Annotated in this window: 17 protein-coding genes and 1 pseudogene; 8 read left to right on the top strand and 10 right to left on the bottom strand. The window is 72.7% G+C overall.

Going from position 1 to position 14,517, the window contains the following annotated elements; genetic code table 11:
* Nucleotides 1–18 precede the first annotated feature (18 nt).
* Nucleotides 19–537, top strand: a complete 519-nt coding sequence (locus tag IF61_RS0125275; protein WP_030368835.1) for a hypothetical protein — start codon at nt 19–21, stop codon at nt 535–537.
* A 67-nt stretch (nt 538–604) separates the two neighbouring features.
* Here the strand turns inward: IF61_RS0125275 and IF61_RS0125270 are convergent, their stop codons facing one another.
* The 3 genes from IF61_RS0125270 to IF61_RS0125260 all read right to left on the bottom strand — a co-directional run bounded on the left by IF61_RS0125270 (nt 605) and on the right by IF61_RS0125260 (nt 2,938).
* The gene (locus IF61_RS0125270; RefSeq protein WP_030368834.1) at nt 605–1,120 is read right to left on the bottom strand and encodes a DinB family protein; all 516 of its coding nucleotides are present in this window, start codon (nt 1,118–1,120) and stop codon (nt 605–607) included.
* 96 nt (nt 1,121–1,216) lie between these two features.
* Complete coding sequence (locus IF61_RS0125265) at nt 1,217–2,023, bottom strand: VOC family protein (protein ID WP_030368833.1); 807 nt, start codon at nt 2,021–2,023, stop codon at nt 1,217–1,219.
* Nucleotides 2,024–2,176: 153 nt separating this feature from the next.
* On the bottom strand, nt 2,177–2,938 hold the full coding sequence (locus tag IF61_RS0125260; RefSeq protein WP_030368832.1) for an MgtC/SapB family protein: 762 nt from the start codon (nt 2,936–2,938) through the stop codon (nt 2,177–2,179).
* 90 nt (nt 2,939–3,028) lie between these two features.
* On the opposite strand from IF61_RS0125260, the gene IF61_RS0125255 reads away from it, so the two are divergent.
* Nucleotides 3,029–4,315 (top strand): pyroglutamyl-peptidase I, encoded by a 1,287-nt coding sequence (locus IF61_RS0125255; protein ID WP_030368831.1) that lies wholly within the window; start codon nt 3,029–3,031, stop codon nt 4,313–4,315.
* A 7-nt stretch (nt 4,316–4,322) separates the two neighbouring features.
* On the top strand, nt 4,323–5,057 hold the full coding sequence (locus IF61_RS0125250) for a carbon-nitrogen hydrolase family protein (RefSeq protein ID WP_030368830.1): 735 nt from the start codon (nt 4,323–4,325) through the stop codon (nt 5,055–5,057).
* Here IF61_RS0125250 and IF61_RS0125245 read toward each other — a convergent pair.
* Nucleotides 5,050–5,856 (bottom strand): EI24 domain-containing protein, encoded by an 807-nt coding sequence (locus tag IF61_RS0125245; protein ID WP_030368829.1) that lies wholly within the window; start codon nt 5,854–5,856, stop codon nt 5,050–5,052. The two genes, IF61_RS0125250 and IF61_RS0125245, sit on opposite strands and share 8 nt — an antisense overlap.
* Before the next feature lie 124 nt (nt 5,857–5,980).
* On the bottom strand, nt 5,981–6,994 hold the full coding sequence (locus IF61_RS0125240; protein ID WP_030368828.1) for an NADP-dependent oxidoreductase: 1,014 nt from the start codon (nt 6,992–6,994) through the stop codon (nt 5,981–5,983).
* Nucleotides 6,995–7,083: 89 nt separating this feature from the next.
* Here IF61_RS0125240 and IF61_RS0125235 point away from each other — a divergent pair, with 89 nt between their 5' ends.
* Nucleotides 7,084–7,524 carry a MarR family winged helix-turn-helix transcriptional regulator gene (locus IF61_RS0125235; RefSeq protein WP_030368827.1) on the top strand — a complete coding sequence of 147 codons (441 nt, stop codon included), beginning with the start codon at nt 7,084–7,086 and terminating at the stop codon, nt 7,522–7,524.
* Between the two features lie 190 nt (nt 7,525–7,714).
* Here IF61_RS0125235 and IF61_RS0125230 read toward each other — a convergent pair whose 3' ends face one another.
* Nucleotides 7,715–8,230, bottom strand: a complete 516-nt coding sequence (locus IF61_RS0125230) for an isochorismatase family protein (protein ID WP_030368826.1) — start codon at nt 8,228–8,230, stop codon at nt 7,715–7,717.
* Nucleotides 8,231–8,579: 349 nt separating this feature from the next.
* Nucleotides 8,580–9,473 carry an SGNH/GDSL hydrolase family protein gene (locus IF61_RS0125225; RefSeq protein ID WP_030368825.1) on the bottom strand — a complete coding sequence of 298 codons (894 nt, stop codon included), beginning with the start codon at nt 9,471–9,473 and terminating at the stop codon, nt 8,580–8,582.
* Between the two features lie 321 nt (nt 9,474–9,794).
* Between IF61_RS0125225 and IF61_RS0125220 the strand changes: the two genes are divergently transcribed.
* On the top strand, nt 9,795–10,289 hold the full coding sequence (locus IF61_RS0125220; RefSeq protein WP_030368824.1) for a DUF3145 domain-containing protein: 495 nt from the start codon (nt 9,795–9,797) through the stop codon (nt 10,287–10,289).
* 52 nt (nt 10,290–10,341) lie between these two features.
* Complete coding sequence (locus IF61_RS0125215; RefSeq protein ID WP_030368823.1) at nt 10,342–11,235, top strand: NAD(P)-dependent oxidoreductase; 894 nt, start codon at nt 10,342–10,344, stop codon at nt 11,233–11,235.
* Nucleotides 11,236–11,346: 111 nt separating this feature from the next.
* Here IF61_RS0125215 and IF61_RS0125210 read toward each other — a convergent pair whose 3' ends face one another.
* Nucleotides 11,347–11,727, bottom strand: coding sequence for a hypothetical protein (locus IF61_RS0125210; protein WP_030368822.1), 381 nt, complete (start codon nt 11,725–11,727; stop codon nt 11,347–11,349).
* A 148-nt stretch (nt 11,728–11,875) separates the two neighbouring features.
* Here IF61_RS0125210 and IF61_RS32660 point away from each other — a divergent pair, with 148 nt between their 5' ends.
* Nucleotides 11,876–12,847 (top strand): ArsR/SmtB family transcription factor, encoded by a 972-nt coding sequence (locus IF61_RS32660; protein ID WP_043190667.1) that lies wholly within the window; start codon nt 11,876–11,878, stop codon nt 12,845–12,847.
* 10 nt (nt 12,848–12,857) lie between these two features.
* Here IF61_RS32660 and IF61_RS0125200 read toward each other — a convergent pair whose 3' ends face one another.
* Both IF61_RS0125200 and IF61_RS0125195 read right to left on the bottom strand, forming a co-directional pair.
* Nucleotides 12,858–13,049, bottom strand: a complete 192-nt coding sequence (locus IF61_RS0125200; RefSeq protein WP_030368820.1) for a hypothetical protein — start codon at nt 13,047–13,049, stop codon at nt 12,858–12,860.
* Between the two features lie 10 nt (nt 13,050–13,059).
* The gene (locus IF61_RS0125195; protein ID WP_030368819.1) at nt 13,060–13,911 is read right to left on the bottom strand and encodes a helix-turn-helix domain-containing protein; all 852 of its coding nucleotides are present in this window, start codon (nt 13,909–13,911) and stop codon (nt 13,060–13,062) included.
* A gap of 281 nt (nt 13,912–14,192) precedes the next feature.
* Between IF61_RS0125195 and IF61_RS33540 the strand changes: the two are divergent.
* Nucleotides 14,193–14,517, top strand: a pseudogene (locus IF61_RS33540) (hypothetical protein); the annotation flags it as partial.

Here is a 14,517-nt window from a genome sequence, read left to right as displayed (position 1 = left end):
CAAGCGAAGGAGGACGGCATGTTCCCATCCACGCCCCGCCGGCTGACGGCCGGCGCGGCCGCACTCGCCGGGGCGCTCGCGCTCGGGCTCGGGACGTTCGGCAGCACGGCCGCGTCGGCCCAGCAGGCCACGCTCGTCACCTGCACCGGCGGCGGCTTCACCATGGACGTCAACGCCACGGCGACCGGCAGCGGCACCCTCACCGGATGCTCCGCTCCCGGACACCCCAACCTGACGTCCGCGACGATCAAGATGGCGGGGCTGCCCACCGTCTCCGACAGCATCGTGGAGACCACGACCAGCGACACCATCAAGTGGAACACGGGCGCCCAGACCAGGCTGACCGAGGCCAGGACGTTCGTGCCGACCGGCGGCAACAGGGTGACGGAAACGGGTGCGGGAGCCACCGTCAACGGTCTCTTCCACCCCGCCGACGAAGAGGAACTCGGCGGCGGCACCCAGTCGGTCAACCACGCCCACCACTTCGTCATCAACAACGGATTCACCCTCGCGCTGACCGACGGGGCCCTCGGCTGACCGCGAGCGCGTCACACGTGGCCCCGCCGGCCCACCGCCTCACCGGCGGGGCCACCGCCTCGCCCGCTCAGCCTCCTGTGACGCCGTCCACCCGCTCCCGCACCAGGTCCGCGTGCCCGTTGTGGCGGGCGTACTCACCGATGAGGTGGATGAGGACGAAACGCAGCGAGTACGTCTCGCCGCCGGCGGTGAACGTCTCGTCCAGGGACGCCTCCGCCACGACCGCGTCGGCCAGGCGCTGCTCCTCCAGCAGGCAGGCGTAGTCCTCGGCGGCACGGGCCGGGTCCACCTCGTCGAAGTCGGCGTTCTTGTTCTCCTCCGTGCCGTGCAGCCGGGGCACGTCCTGGCCGGCGAACCGCTCGCGGAACCAGATGCGCTCGACCTTCGCCAAGTGCCGGATCAGCCCCAGCAGCGACAGGTCCGACGGCGGCACGGACCGCTCGGCCAACTGCTCACCGGTCAGCCCCGCGCACTTGTGCAGCAGGGTGCTGCGGTGCCAGGCGAGGAGGCCGGTGAGCAGGGTGCGTTCGTCGGCCGCGAGCGATCCGCCGGGCCGGGTGACCCCGGGTGCTGTCCATGTCATGTCGTGATCATGTCGATGTCCGTACGGTTGCGCGAGCCCTTTCCCCGGCCGCCCGGCCTGCGGCCCTGCCGCCCGGCCTGCGGTGCTGCCCGGCCGTCAGCCGAGTGACCCCTCTTCCGGCTGGAGGACGACGAAGTCCGCCCCCGCGGGGTCCAGGCAGACCGCCAGGCGGCCGACGCCCTGTGCGGTTTCCGGGCCCATCTGGATCGTGCCGCCTCCCTCGGTGACCTTCGCCACCGTCGCGTCGCAGTCGTCGGAGCCGAAGACCGGGTGCCAGTAGGGGCGGCCGCTGTTCAGGGCGAGGTGTTCGGCCGGGAGCTCCATGAGGCCGCCCTGCATCCGCTCCTTGCCCTGGCCCACCGGCGTGATCAGGGAGTAGGTGCCTCCTCCGCCCGGCAGCGGCATGTCCTCCGTGGCCCAGCCGAAGACCGTGCCGTAGAACTGCTTCGCCGCCGCCGCGTCGGTGGTGTAGAGCTCGGTCCAGGACAGGGTGCCCGCCCGGTCGGCCGTCTCCAGGCCCCGGTACGTCCCGGGCTGGAAGACGGCGAACTGACCGCCCTGCGGGTCGGTGAACTGGGCCATCCGGCCCTCGCCCTCGCCGGGGCCCATCGGCGGCACCCGCACCGTGCCGCCCGCGCGCTGCACGGACGCGGCCGTCGCATCCACGTCGGCGGTCCGGAAGTAGATCATCCAGGCGGAGCGGGCGCCCTCCTCCGTGAGCGGACCCATCCCGGCCACGGTCTTCCCCTCCAGCTGGAAGATGCCGTAGCCGCCGGTCTCGGGGCCGTGGGGCTGGAAATCCCAGCCGAACACCGAGCCGTAGAAGCGCGCGGCGGCCGCGGTGTCGGGCGAGCCGAGGTCGAGCCAGACGGGGGAGCCGGGGACAAAGTCAGTGGTGATCATGGAAGCGATCTCCCTTCGCGGATCCTCTGCGAAGTCAGCCTGACACCCCCCACTGACAATCGCCCGTCGGCGCAGGTCCGGGGGCATGCGGTCACCCGGCCCGCCCACCGCACCCCCGACTGCCCCCCGGCTGCACCCCATCCGCACCCCTTTTCAGTCCCCGCTGTCCTGGTGCGCCCGCAGGCCCACCCCGGTGATCCCGTCCCAGTACGTCAGCTCCTCCACGAGCGGATGGGCCGGGCCTTTCCCCTCCAGGCTCAGCACCACCCCCGCCTCCTTGGCCTTGCCCTTCTCCCGCGTGTCCGCCGTCGCCTGCTCGGGCTCGATGTGGACGTCCGTGACCCGGAAGCCGCGCTTCGTGCACAGCTCCAGCACGCGCCCCAGGAGCCCCCTGCGGGTGCGGTACGACAGGTGCAGCTCGACCCGGTCGCCGGGCACGAGCGCCATGCGCCGGGTGATCACGGGGTAGCCGCGCACCACCAGGAAGTGCACCAGGGTCGCGGCGGCGCCGAGCAGCGGCAGGCCGCCGCCGCAGGCCATGCCCAGGGCGCAGGTCAGCCAGATCGTGGCCGCCGTCGTCAGGCCGCGCACCGCGTCGCGGCGCACGAAGATCAGGCCGCCGCCGATGAAGCCGATGCCGGAGACGATCTGGGCGGCCACCCGCGAGGGGTCCTGCCGGGCGCCGGCGAGCGCGGACACCGCGCCGAAGCCGTGGATCGACACCTCCATGAACAGCGCGCTGCCCACCCCGACGAGGGTGTGGGTGCGCAGTCCGGCGCTCTTCTGCTGCAGCTCGCGCTCCAGGCCGATGAGCGAGGAGAGCAGCAGTGCGAGGCCCAACTCGGTGAACTGCCGCACGCCTTGACCGCTGCCGGGGTCGAAGAGCGGGGCCGCTAAGTGCTGAGCTATGTTCATTGCGCCATTGTGGCTTGAACTCGACTGCCTCAAAAGAGAGTTGACGGCCTCTCTATCGCGCGGCCGGACGCAGTGGGTAGCTTCCGCCTCATGCATCCCACCAGACTCGGCGGAACAGCCCTCGCCGCCGCCCTCCTCGCCGCCGGCGCGTCCGTTCCCACGGCCGCCGCTGCCGCCCCCGCGCCCCGGCCGTCCCTCACTGTCGAGGAGCAGCGGCTCGACGGCCCCGTGCCGCAGGAGATCCTGCGCCGCGGCGGCTTCGCCGGCGCGGCTCCGGGCTTCGCCGCCGCCCTGGACCGCACCCGCACGCTCCCGCAGGCGCAGCGCCTCGCGACCGCCGAAGGACAGCGGCTGTGGCGGCGGGCCGTGGACCGGGCGCAGGGCCGCGGGCCGGGCCCGGAGCGCGCCGGGGACCTGAGCCGCGACGACGACCGCCCGCTGTACTGGGCGCGGCTCGGCATGACCCGCGCCCTGCAGGAATGGAAGCCTGCCTTCCGGCTGTCCGGGGCGCAGCGCACCGAGCTCACCGGCCGCGTCGAGCGCTCCTCGCGCGGCCAGGACTCCCTCGACCTCCCGGCGGGCACGCAGGTCAAGCGCGTCATCGTCACCGGCTTCGACCCCTTCCAGCTCGACGCGGACCCCCGCCGCTCCAACCCCTCCGGCGCGGCCGCCCTCGCCCTGGACGGCACGACCGTCGACACCCCGGCCGGCCCGGCCCGCATCGAGGCCGCCGTCTTCCCCGTCCGCTGGGCGGACTTCGCCGACGGCACGGTGGAGCGCACGCTGCTGCCGCACTTCCGGCCGGGCCCCCGCCGCGCGGACCTCTTCACCACGATCAGCCAGGGCCGCCCCGGCCGCTTCGACGTCGAACGCACCAACGGGGCCTGGCGCGGCGGCTCCCCCGACAACGCGAACGCCTCCCGTACGGAGACGGTGCCCGTACCGCCCGGCGTGCCGATCGTCCGCCCGCAGCCGCAGTGGACGTCGACGAGCCTCCCGTACGCCGCCATGACGGCCGCCACGACGGGGCCGTTCCCCGTGCACGACAACACCGAGGTCACCGAGATACCCGCGGGCGCCACCGAACCGGTCGACCGGCCGGACGGCCCGACCCCGGGCTCGACCGCCCGCGCCGGCGGCGGGGGCGACTACCTCTCCAACGAGATCGCCTACCGTGCGACCCTGCTGCGCGACGCCGTGCGCCTGCCCGTCCCCGGCGGGCACCTGCACACCCCGGTGCTGCAGTTCGGCCCGGGCAACACCGATCCCGCGACCGGCACGGTCACCGACCCCGAGTTCGTACGGAACCGGCTCGCGATCGTCGAGCAGGTGCGGTCGCTCACAGTCGTGGCCGTCGCGCACGCCCGGACGCCATGATGGACGGATGATCATCGCAGCAGCGCAGTTCACCTCCCGGCCGTGCGACATCGCGGCGAACGCCGCCCGGATGGCCGCCTTCGTCACCGAGGCAGGAGAGCGCGGTGCCGCGCTCGTGGTCTTCGCCGAACTCGCCGTCACCGGCTACGAACTCGACGCGATCGTCGCCGGCGGGGACCGGCTGCTCCTGGACCCCGGCGACCCGCGGCTCGCCCCCGTACGGGAGGCGTGCCGGGCCGCGGGCGTCGCCGCCGTCGTAGGCGCCCCCGGGCGGGCCGCCGGCGGGTCGGGCCCCACCATCAGCAGCTTCGTCTACGGCCGGGACGGGGCGCTGCTCACCCGCTACGACAAGGTGCACGTGACCGGCGCGGAGATCGCCGCGGGCTTCGTGCCGGGGACGGGGGAGGGCCGGTTCACGCTGGACGGCGTCGGCTTCGGGCACGTCATCTGCTACGACGCCCACTTCCCGGAGTGCGCGGCCCGTGCCGCCGCCGACGGGTGCCGCGTGCTGCTCGCCAGCTCGCTGTACGGGCGGGGCGGCGGCGCCCGGGAGCGGATGGAGATCTTCCCGGCGCTCGCGAAGGACAACGGCCTCCACGTGCTGCTGGCCAACCACTACGGCCCCTCGGGCCCCTACGACGCCTGCGGCCTCAGCGCGGTGTGGGCGCCCGACGGCAGTGTCCTCGCCGAGGGCCCGGACGCGGGGGAGGGGCTGGTGGCGGCGGAGCTGTCCCTCAGGTGAGGGCGCCGTCGCCCACCGTCTCGGGCTCGGCCTCGGCCTCGGCCTCCGCCTCCGCCGGAGCTTCCTCCCCCATGAGGTCCCGTACGAGCAGCGTCGCGCCCGCCACCGCGCCCGGCATCACGAACACCGCCACCACCGGCACGAGGAAGAGGAGCGCCAGCGGCACGCCGAAGCCCAGCGTGAGCAGCTTGCGGGAGCGCAGCAGCCGCAGCCGCTCTCGCAGCGAAACCCCGCGGCGCTGCAGGGCGACCGCCGTGAGCTCCTCGGCGAGGAAGAAGCCCGAGACGCAGAAGCCGGCCGCGGGGACCACGGTCTGCCCGGCGAACGGCACGAAGCCGAGGGCGAAGAACAGCACGCCCCAGGCGGCGACGCGCACGAGCACCGCGAGGCTCTCGCGGGCGGAGATCCACAGCTCCCGCCAGAGCGGCAGCCCGGACTCGGGCGCCTCGCCGCCCACCGAGCGGTCGACCCGCGCGGACAGCTCCTCGTAGAAGGGCTGGCCGACCAGCAGGGTCACGGCGGTGAAGGAGATCAGGGCGAGCAGCAGGCCGCCGCCGAAGAGGAGGCCGGTCAGCGCGCCCCGGAACAGGCCGGACCACGGGGAGGCCCAGTCGTCGGCGAAGGGCGTGGCCCAGGCGACGGCGTCGTCCGCGTACAGGGCCAGGCAGACGACCGCGACCGCGTAGCCGACGAGCGTGACGAGCCCCGGCAGCAGCCCGAACCCCCACTGCCGGCGGTTGCGGGCCACCCAGCGCTGGCCCTTGCCGAGGTACGCCATTCCCGCCATGAGATCTCGCATGGCGGGAAGGGTATCCGCAGCGCTGCCGGGGCCGGACCGGCGGCGGCCGCGGTGGGCTCGGCACCGCCGGTCACGTAGCCGGCGAGCAACCACCGGCAAGGTGTCCGGCGGTGCCGGACCGGCCTTAGAACGTCACGATCATCTTGCCGGTGTTCTCGCCCCGCAGCATGCCCAGGAACGCGTCCACGGCGTTCTCCACGCCGTTCACGACCGTCTCGCGGTACTTGAGCTCGCCGGAGCGCACCCAGCCGCCGACCTCCTGGACGAACTGCGGCTGCAGCGCCTGGTGGTCGCGGACGATCATGCCCTGCAGGCGCAGGCGCTTGCCGATGATCGCGACCATGTTGCGCGGCCCCGGCTGCGGCTCGGTGTCGTTGTAACCGGCGATCGCGCCGCAGAGCGTGGCGCGGCCGTGCAGCTTCAGCGCGCCGATCGCGGCCTCCAGGTGGTCGCCGCCGACGTTGTCGAAGTAGACGTCGATGCCCTCGGGCGCGGCCTCCTTCAGCTGCTGGGCGACCGGGCCCTTCTTGTAGTTGAAGGCGGCGTCGAAGCCGTACTCCTCGACCAGCGCCTTGACCTTCTCGTCCGTGCCCGCGCTGCCGATGACGCGCGAGGCGCCCTTGAGCCGGGCGATCTGGCCGACCTGCAGGCCGACCGCGCCCGCGGCGCCGGAGACGAAGACGGCGTCGCCCTCCTTGAAGGAGGCGACCTCCAGCAGGCCCGCGTAGGCGGTCAGGCCCGGCATGCCGAGCACGCCGAGGTAGGCGGACAGGGGCGCGACCTCAGGGTCGACCTTCACCGCGTGCTCCGCGCCGACCAGGGCGTACTCGCGCCAGCCGAAGGGGTGCAGGACGTGGTCACCGGGCTGGAAGGCGTCGCTGCGCGAGGCGACGACCTCGCCGACCGCACCGCCCTGCATCGGCTGGTCCAGCTCGAAGGGCGGGACGTAGGAGCGGACGTCGTTCATCCGACCGCGCATGTACGGGTCCACGGACATGTGGATGTTGCGCACCAGGATCTGTCCCTCGCCGGGCTCGGCCACGGCGGCCTCGCGCAGCGCGAAGTCCTCCGGCTTCGGCCAGCCGTGCGGGCGGGCGACGAGGTGCCATTCACGGCTGGTGGTGGGCTTTGCGGACATGGAACCCGGCCTCCTAAATGGTTCAGTAACTGAAACAACCATGCGCCTCGATATTTCATGTTGTCAAGCAACGCGGTAACCTGGGTGTCATGGTCCCCCGAACCGATGCCCTGACCCGTGAGGTCGTCGACCTCATCGCGGCCGTCGTGGCCCGCTACCACGAGGAGTACGAGGAGGCGGCGGCCAAGCACGCGCTCACCGGCGCCCAGGCCAAGGTCCTCCGCCTGCTCGCGGCCGAGCCCATGCCGATGCGGCGGATCGCGCAGCTCCTGAAGTGCGAGCCGTCCAACGTCACCGGCATCGTCGACCGCCTGGAGGCCCGCGGCCTCGTCGAGCGCGGCCCCGATCCGGACGACCGCCGCGTCAAGCTCGCCGCGGCCACCCCGGCCGGCCTGGAGACCGCCGGCCGCCTCGGCGAGTCACTGGACTTCGCCCGCGAGCCGCTGGCCGGCCTCTCGGCCGAGGAACGGACGTCCCTGCGGGACCTGCTGCGGCGGGTCCTGGACCCTGGCACTGCCGCGCCCCGCTGAGCCGCGCCCCTTAAGGGGCGCGGGGAACTGCGCGACCAGCCACCTGCGACCCGCAGCCGACTGACTGCATCCTGCCTCCAGGGTGCTTCCGTCGAGGGCGCGGAGCGATCCGGCACCGCCGGTCAGCCTCGCTGCGGTGGCCCGCCGTCGCGGCGGAGAAGAAGCGCCGGCTCCGGGCCGCCCCGAGCCCCTACGCGGGGAACCGCAAGTCCCCCGCCCGCACCACCGTGCCCAGGCGCGGCATGTTCAGCGTCACGGAACCCCGGTGCTCCTCCGCGGTCAGCGCGCTCATCGCGTCCTCCACGAACACCAGCCCGTAGCCGCGGTCGGCCGCCGCCCGGGCCGTCGACTCCACGCCCAGGTTGGTGACGATCCCGCCGAGGACGAGCGTCCGCACGCCCCGCTCCCGCAGCCGCGCGTCCAGCTCCGTGCCGTGGAAGGCCCCCAGCGACCGCTTCGCCACCTCGACGTCGCCCTCCTCGGCGACCCCCGCGAGCAGCCCGCTGCCCGGCGGCTGCTCCGCCGGCCCGGGCCGCTCGGTGCGCACCACGGCCACCGTGCCGCCCGACTTCCGGAACGACCGCGCCAATTCCTCCGCCGTACGGACCACGTCGTCCCCGCTGCGCGGGGCGAGGGGGAGCGCGACGACGCGCTCCATCAGGTCGATGAGGACGAGGGCGGTGGTCCGCGGGTCGATTTCCGTCATGGCCAGACCGTACCGGTCGGGCACGGGCCGCGGGCGGCCTCCGAACCCCCTCCGGGATGACGATAGGTAAAGCTTGCCCTACGTCCGCGTGGCAGCCCGCACCCCGCCGTCACCCCCGCCGTACGGAAGTTGACCAGCGCGGGGGTGAACTTGCTTATGAGTAAGGTCTGTTCATCGGATACCGTGCTGAAGAGCAGGCACGGACGCCTCCGGGCGCGTGTGCGCGGTGCCGGATGTCCGGAGCGAGGGTACGTACGTTCGCGCCGCGCGCAGCCCGCACGGCCCGTGTCTGACCGGGGCGGGGCCACCTGACAGGCCCCGCCCCACCAAGCCCCCTCGCCGGTCCGCCCTAAGAGGGGTGCTTCTCGGCCGTGACGGTCCGGTAGGCCAGCGCCGCGAGCTCGCCCTGACCCTGCTGGCTCGGATGGAACCAGTCCCACTTGCTCAGCGCCTCGCCCGTGAACTCGTAGGCGGTGACCGACCCGTCGAAGCGGCACAGCGCGTCCCGGCGGCAGACGTCCTTCAGGACCGCGTTGTACTCGCCTACCCGCTGTACGACCTGGGCGCGCCGCTGCTCCGCCGCCGGATCGGCCGACTCGGAGTCCTTGAGCATCGAGGGGCAGATGCCCAGCTTCCAGACGGTCTTGGCGTAGCCGTTCGTGCGCCCCTGCGACCACAGGCGCTGCAGGTCGGGCACGCCGGCCACGTAGAGCTGGGACTTCGGGAGCGCCGTGCGCAGCTCCTTCACCGACGCCTCGAAGTCCGCGCGGAACGCGCTCACCGGCGTCATGTCGGCCACCTTGTCGCGGCAGGCGTCATTGGCGCCCAGGAGCACGGTCACCAGCTGCGGTTTCTGCGCGACGGCGGACTGCATCTGGCCCGGGAGGTCGGCCATTCGCGCGCCGGTCCGCGCGTAGTTCCAGCTGCTGGTCTGCGGCGAGGCCAGCAGCCTGCGGGCGAGGCTGTCGACCCGGGTGCCGGTGGCCCAGGAGACCTCCGGGCAGTCCGCGAGGACCGAGCAGGCGTCGAATCCGCGCGTGATGGAGTCGCCCAGTGAGGCGATCGACGCGGGGCGGGTATTCCATACGGGGGCGGCGGCGGGGCGGGCGCTCGGCTTTCCGGCGGAGGCGTCCTCCTTGCCGGAGTCGCATCCCGTGACAAGGAGTGCCGTCGAGAAGGCGGTGGCCGCCGCGACGGCGGCCCTGGCGGCCCCGCGCGCCTTCCGTCCCGTGCTGCGGTGCATCGCTCTTCCCCTCCGGCCGGGTGATATCTGTTCGGGTCCGACGGTACGTCACCGCGGGAGTCCGTTCGCACGGTAGCTTTTCCCCGGGGCGGTCGTGCCGTGCCCCGGGGCGGCTTCGCACTTCCGGCACAACTGAAATACGACACGTCACATCCTGTCCCTTTCAGGAGAAATGCTCCCGATGGTGTTTACTGTTGGTAACCTCGCGAGCTGGTGCGGGAGTGGCCATTGGGGCAGAATCTTGCATGCTGTCCCGGGCGGGACCGGTACGGGTGCGAGGCCGCTGGGGAAGGCGAACCTCGAACCGCACTGGAGGTCCCGGTGACGACACGTGGAGTTCTTTACGTGCACTCCGCACCGCGCGCGCTGTGCCCGCACGTCGAATGGGCGGTCGCGGGCGTGCTCGGCGTGCGGGTCTCCCTCGACTGGATCCGACAACCCGCCTCACCCGGCACCTGGCGTGCCGAATTCTCCTGGCAGGGACAGGTCGGCACCGCCTCCAAGCTCGCCTCCGCGCTCCGCGGCTGGCACCTCCTGCGCTTCGAAGTGACCGCCGAGCCGTGCGCCACGGCGGAGGGCGAGCGCTACAGCTCCACCCCCGACCTCGGCATCTTCCACGCCGTCACCGGCATCCACGGCGACATCCTCGTCCCCGAGGACCGGCTGCGCGCCGCCCTCGCCCGCGCCGCCCGCGGCGAGACGGAGCTGGAGGCGGAGGTCGCCAAGCTCCTGGGCAAGCCGTGGGACGACGAGCTGGAGCCCTTCCGGTACGCGGGAGAGGGCGCCCCGGTCCGCTGGCTGCACCAGGTCGTCTGACCGGACGTGCGCGCTTGCCCTGGAGCGTGCTCCAGCACCTAGCGTCGGGGCCATGACCGAAACCAGCGCAAGCCCGGCACCGTCCGTCACCGTCCTCGGCACCGGCATCATGGGCGCCGCCATGGCCCGCAACCTCGTCCGCGCGGGCCTCCCCGTCACCGCCTGGAACCGCAGCCGGGAGAAGGCCGAGCCCCTCGCCGCCGACGGCGTGCGCATCGCGGACACCCCCGCCGACGCCGTCCGCACCGCCGACGTCGTCCTGACCATGCTCCGCGACGGCCCGGCCACCCTCGACGCGATGCGCGCCGCCGCCCCCGCCCTGCGGCCCGGCACGGTCTGGGCCCAGTCGGGCACCGTCGGCCTCGAGGGCTTCGGCGGCCTCGCCGCCTTCGCCCGCGAGCACGGCCTCACCCTCGTCGACGCGCCCGTCCTCGGCACCAAGCAGCCCGCGGAGGAGGGGAAGCTGACCGTGCTGGCCGCCGGGCCCGAGGAGGCGCGGAAGGTCCTGGAGCCGGTCTTCGCCGCCGTCGGCAGCCGGACGACGTGGCTCGGCGACGACGCCGCGAGCGGCACGGCCACCCGGCTCAAGCTCGTCATCAACAGCTGGGTGCTGGCCGTCACCCACGGCACGGCCGAAGCGCTCGCCCTGGCCAAGGGCCTCGGCGTCGACCCGGCCGGCTTCCTGGACGCCGTCGCCGGCGGCCCCCTGGACATGGGCTACCTGCGCGCCAAGGCCGGCCTGATCCTCGGCGGCGACCTCACCCCCAGCTTCACCACCGCCACCGCCGAGAAGGACGCCCGGCTGATCGTCGCGGCGGGCGAGCAGGCGGGCGTACGGATGGACGTGGCGGCCGCGGGCGCCGAGCGGTTCCGGCGGGCCGCCGAGCAGGGGCACGCGCAGGAGGACATGGCGGCCTCGTACTACGCGTCCTTCGACGCGGTGTGAAGGCCGGATCAAGGGCTGGGCAGGGTGAATCATCACCCTGCCCAGCTGCCGGAGGACGACGCCCGGCGACCGCCTCGACGGACGTTGCCGCCCACGTCGTCGGGCGGCCCGCTAGCGGTGGATCGTCACGCAGGCGACGTCGATGCCCTCGATCGAGCCGCACACCTTGTTGCCGTTGTTCATGATGCGGTTGTAGTCGAACCGCCAGGACTGGCCCTTCTTGAGCCGGGGGCCCGTGTGCGTACGGCCGTCCCAGTTGCTGGAGATCATCCCGCGGCCGACCGTGCTGCCCTTCTTGTTGGTCACCACCGCGTAATTGACCTTCAGGCCGCTGCCGTTGACGTAGATACACGTCGTCCCGTGACAGCCGGTCGCGCTGAGGATGCCGGCCCCGCCGCCGTCGGCGGCGGCGACGCCCGCCGGTGCCACGGCCACGGTGAGTCCGGCCACGCCGGCGGCCAGTGCGAGCCCGGCCCTCTGGACCTTGTTCATGGTTTCTCCCCGTCGTTTGCGGTTCGCCCTGCGCCGGACGTTCGGCGAACGGGCGAGCGGTTTGACTCGGAACAGACTTCCCGACCCCGCGCGGCGGCCGCCATCCTTTCGGCTCCCGCTGAAAGGTCGCGCCGGGCAAGAGGTCGTCATGCTGCGCATCCACTGCACCCCTCAGGACCTGCTCAACGTCACCGTCGCGGATCACCCCGCGCCGCTCCTCGAACTCTCCCTGGCCTTCGCGGCACTGCAGCGCCACGACGTCCCGCCGGAGCAGGGCCGGTGGTGGAGACGGTCGCTGAGGGGCCTGCCGCGCGCCGCGCGCCCGCTGTTCCAGCTGGTCTCGCCGCAGGGCGCGGGCCCGCTCTTCCTGGACCCGCCCAGCGAGGGGTTCGAGGAGGGCCTGGAGTCGGTTCTGGCCACACCCCGCGCACGGGTGCGGGCCGAACTCCAGCGGGTGTGCGCCACGGGGCTGCCGGCCACCCCGTGGCTCCGCTCCCTCGCGGACCTCGACCGCTCCGCGTGGCACGAACTCGAACTCGCCGTCCGCGCGGGCCACCGCCACGTCATCCGCCGGGACTGGGCCCGGCTCGCGTCCGGCTTCCGCGCCGAGACCGCCTGGCGCTCCCGCGTCATCGCCCAGCAGGGACTGCAGGCCGCGATCACCTCGCTGGCCCCGGGCACCCGGTGGCGGGGGACGACCCTGGAAGCGGACCTCCCGCGGGACGTCGAGATCACCCTGCAGGGGCAGGGCATCGTCCTGCTGCCGACCTTCTTCTGGACGCACCACCTCCTGGCGGCCCCGCAGCCCGACGGACGCGTCCTCCTCGTCTACCCGGCCGTCACCCCGCTGAGCCTCCACCCCCTCGGACCGGCCGACGACCCCCTCGTCACCCTGCTGGGCAGCACGCGGGCCCACATCCTGGGCCTCTTGGTCCACCGCCGCACGACGACGGACCTCGCACGGCAGCTCACGATGAGCATCAGCACCGCCTCCACACAGACCAAGGCCCTCCGGTACGCCGGGCTGGTCCACTCCCGGCGGGAGGGCAAGGCGGTGTGGCACTGCTGCACACCGCTCGGCCTGGACCTGCTCGTGCACGCGCACCGCCCGGCGTCGTGACCTGCCGGTCTCAGAGCAGGTGATCGGCCTTGCCCGCCTTGATGTCGCGGATCAGGGCGCGGAGGGCGTCGTGGGTGTCGGTGATGTAGTGGTCTTCGGCGCCGGATACGGCTATGTAGGCGTTGCCGGCGGCGTCAGTGCCCACGCGGAAGCAATTCGCTCCCTCGCCGCAGAAGGCTTCTTCCCAAGTGATCATTGGCATGTGGCGTTCCTCAGAGCTGGTGGGCAATATCGCGGATGAAGTCGCGTGACGCTTTCGGTGTAAGCGTCACGGCCTCCAACTGCTCCAGCTGAGTACGGTACTTCTTGAGTTGCATCTCCGAGTCGAGGAAATCCGGACCGTGAGAGCAGTCGAGTTCGGCCACGTCGAGCTGGGGGACCTCGGCCTCGGCGTAGACGACCGAGTGGCCTGCCCCGGGGAACCCGCCGCTTCGGAACGGGATGGCCCGCAACGTCACGCTGTCGTGGCAGCTCGCCTCGAGGAGGTGCGTGAGCTGTCGGCGTGACACCTCGCGGCCGCCGAACTCCATACGCAGCGCCGCCTCATGGACGATTACGTCGACCTGTGGCGGGTTCGCCTTGCCGAGGACCTGCGCCCTGTCCATACGGTGGGCCACCCGGGCTTCGACCTCAGCCTTGGGCAGGCGCGGCACAACGTGCTCGAAGAGGGCGCGAGCATGGTCTTTGATCTGGAGCAGCCCGGGAAGATGCACCGTCAATGCGATGCGCAGCCGTGTGGCGTGCCATTCCATCTCGGCGATATCCAGAAAACCGGCCGGCAATGACCCGCGGTAGGACTCCCACCAGCCTTTGCCGCGCTCTGCGGCCATCGACGCCAATGCCTCGACCAACTCCGTGTTGGTGCAGCCGTAGTTGCTGGCAAGAATGCGCACCCGGTCGGCGCTGATCCCGGATCGCCCGGACTCCATGTTCGGCACGTTCGTACGGGGCACTCCCAGCAGCCCGGCTGCGAACTCGGTGGTCATGCCCGCGGCGATACGCATCTTCCGCAGCTCGGTGCCGAGCCGCTTCTGGCGCGCCGTTGGTGTGCTTCTAGGGGGCATGCGTTCTCCCTGCTCCGGGCCGGCGGACGTCGGGAGCAGTCTGCCCGCGTCGCGATCGCCCGGTCCACCGAAGGGTGATGACCTCACGGAACCGTAGTACGTGTACTCCTGCGTGTCCTACAGTCGGTGCCGCACCGCACACGCAACGGCGCCAGCCGGAAGCGCATCGCGCGAGCATGCCCGCGTCCTCCTGCCCTGGGAGGGGCGTGCCCGCGTCAGGGAGACAGGCCACCGGCTCAGCCGCACACCCCGCACACCCTCACCCCACCCGGAGCCGCTCCATGCTGCCCTCCACCGACACCGCCTCCGACGCCCTCTGCCCCCTCATCACTCCCACCCCGCTCAACCCGTCCACCCTCGCCACCACCCAGCGCCCCGTCTACAAGCCCCGTTCCTCCGACCCCTCCGCGCTCTCCTACAGCTTCACCGTGCCCGGGGGCCCGCTCTCCGCGACCGTCGTCCGGGCCACCATCCGCAGCGTCCTGCGCGCCCACGGGCTCACCGCGGTCGAAGAGCCCGCCCTCTCCGTGGCCGGAGAACTCGTCGCCTGCGCGACACGGTTCGCGCCCGGACAGGACCTCTACCACTCCCTCCGCTGGTGCGACG

The sequence above is a fragment of the Streptomyces roseoverticillatus genome (assembly GCF_000719265.1).
Taxonomy (GTDB): domain Bacteria; phylum Actinomycetota; class Actinomycetes; order Streptomycetales; family Streptomycetaceae; genus Streptomyces; species Streptomyces roseoverticillatus.
This window is presented reverse-complemented; position numbering and strand designations above follow the sequence as displayed.

Excerpts from the sequence above, each read along its gene's own strand:
- IF61_RS0125260 (WP_030368832.1), bottom strand. The coding sequence starts at position 2,938 with ATGAACATAGCTCAGCACTTAGCGGCCCCGCTCTTCGACCCCGGCAGC.
- IF61_RS0125270 (WP_030368834.1), bottom strand. The coding sequence starts at position 1,120 with ATGACATGGACAGCACCCGGGGTCACCCGGCCCGGCGGATCGCTCGCG.
- IF61_RS0125240 (WP_030368828.1), bottom strand. The coding sequence starts at position 6,994 with ATGTCCGCAAAGCCCACCACCAGCCGTGAATGGCACCTCGTCGCCCGC.
- IF61_RS0125235 (WP_030368827.1), top strand. The coding sequence starts at position 7,084 with ATGGTCCCCCGAACCGATGCCCTGACCCGTGAGGTCGTCGACCTCATC.
- IF61_RS0125250 (WP_030368830.1), top strand. The coding sequence starts at position 4,323 with ATGATCATCGCAGCAGCGCAGTTCACCTCCCGGCCGTGCGACATCGCG.
- IF61_RS0125215 (WP_030368823.1), top strand. The coding sequence starts at position 10,342 with ATGACCGAAACCAGCGCAAGCCCGGCACCGTCCGTCACCGTCCTCGGC.
- IF61_RS0125230 (WP_030368826.1), bottom strand. The coding sequence starts at position 8,230 with ATGACGGAAATCGACCCGCGGACCACCGCCCTCGTCCTCATCGACCTG.
- IF61_RS0125245 (WP_030368829.1), bottom strand. The coding sequence starts at position 5,856 with ATGCGAGATCTCATGGCGGGAATGGCGTACCTCGGCAAGGGCCAGCGC.
- IF61_RS0125225 (WP_030368825.1), bottom strand. The coding sequence starts at position 9,473 with ATGCACCGCAGCACGGGACGGAAGGCGCGCGGGGCCGCCAGGGCCGCC.
- IF61_RS0125255 (WP_030368831.1), top strand. The coding sequence starts at position 3,029 with ATGCATCCCACCAGACTCGGCGGAACAGCCCTCGCCGCCGCCCTCCTC.
- IF61_RS32660 (WP_043190667.1), top strand. The coding sequence starts at position 11,876 with ATGCTGCGCATCCACTGCACCCCTCAGGACCTGCTCAACGTCACCGTC.
- IF61_RS0125265 (WP_030368833.1), bottom strand. The coding sequence starts at position 2,023 with ATGATCACCACTGACTTTGTCCCCGGCTCCCCCGTCTGGCTCGACCTC.
- IF61_RS0125210 (WP_030368822.1), bottom strand. The coding sequence starts at position 11,727 with ATGAACAAGGTCCAGAGGGCCGGGCTCGCACTGGCCGCCGGCGTGGCC.
- IF61_RS0125275 (WP_030368835.1), top strand. The coding sequence starts at position 19 with ATGTTCCCATCCACGCCCCGCCGGCTGACGGCCGGCGCGGCCGCACTC.
- IF61_RS0125195 (WP_030368819.1), bottom strand. The coding sequence starts at position 13,911 with ATGCCCCCTAGAAGCACACCAACGGCGCGCCAGAAGCGGCTCGGCACC.
- IF61_RS0125200 (WP_030368820.1), bottom strand. The coding sequence starts at position 13,049 with ATGCCAATGATCACTTGGGAAGAAGCCTTCTGCGGCGAGGGAGCGAAT.